The 929-nt window shown below is 69.3% G+C and carries 1 protein-coding gene; it reads left to right on the top strand.

Features of this window, described 5'->3' with window-relative positions; all coding sequences use genetic code 11:
- Nucleotides 1-54: 54 nt before the first annotated feature.
- Nucleotides 55-929: IS3 family transposase (locus ACLF3M_RS35325; protein ID WP_430661701.1), on the top strand; the 875-nt coding region annotated here is incomplete at its 3' end.

The raw sequence follows: 929 nt of genomic DNA, 5'->3' as shown, positions 1-929 counted from the left end.
TGGAGTTGACCCGCTTCTGTGGACACCCCGAGGCTTGAGACGGAGGTGTCCGAGATGCCGAAATTCAGGGTGCCCTACCCGCCGGAGTTCCGGCGGCAGATGGTGGAACTCGTCCGATCGGGGCGAACGCCTGAGGAGCTTGCCAGGGAGTTCGAGCCGACGGCGCAGTCGATCTGGAACTGGGTGCGTCAGGCCGAGCGCGATGGTGGTGCCCGCAAGGACGGCGGCGTGACCAGCCCCGAGCGGGTCTTCCGGTTCATGAGCGCGCACCAGGCCGAATTCCCGATCGCGACCATGGCCCGCGTGCTGGGCGTCTCGGTGTCCGGCTACTACGCATGGCGCAGCCGCCCGGCCTCAGCGCATGCCGCGACCGACGCGACGCTGCTGCGCCGGATCCGCACCATCCATGCCGCCTCGCACGGCACCTACGGGGCACCGCGGGTCCACGCCAAACTGCAGGCGGAGGGCACGGCCGTGGCTCGCAAGCGCGTGGCGCGGCTGATGCGCGTGGCCGGGCTGCGCGGCGTCTCCCGGCGTCGCTTCCCGACAACCACGCAGCGGGAGCCGAGCCACAGGCCTGCCAACGACCTGGTCGGCCGTGACTTCAGCGCCGCAGGCCCGAACCGGCTCTGGGTGGCCGACATCACCTACGTGCCGACCGCCGCGGGCTTCCTGTTCCTCGCTGTCCTTCTCGATGTCTGGTCACGCCGGATCGTCGGCTGGGCGATGGCAACCGACCTGCGCACGCGCCTGGTGCTGGATGCGCTCGACATGGCGGTGACGACGAGGAAGCCCGCCGATGTCGTGCAGCACTCGGATCAGGGCAGCCAATATACGTCTGTGGCCTTCGGCTTCAGATGCAAGGAAGCGGGCGTCCGTCCCTCCAATGGCTTGGTCGGCGATGCCTACGACAACGCCATGGCCGAGGC

Origin of the sequence: Falsiroseomonas sp. HW251 (assembly GCF_050563545.1) — a bacterium.
Taxonomy (GTDB): Bacteria; Pseudomonadota; Alphaproteobacteria; order Acetobacterales; family Acetobacteraceae; genus Falsiroseomonas.
Note: the sequence above shows the minus strand (reverse complement) of the source record. Positions and strands in the feature narration are given on the sequence as shown.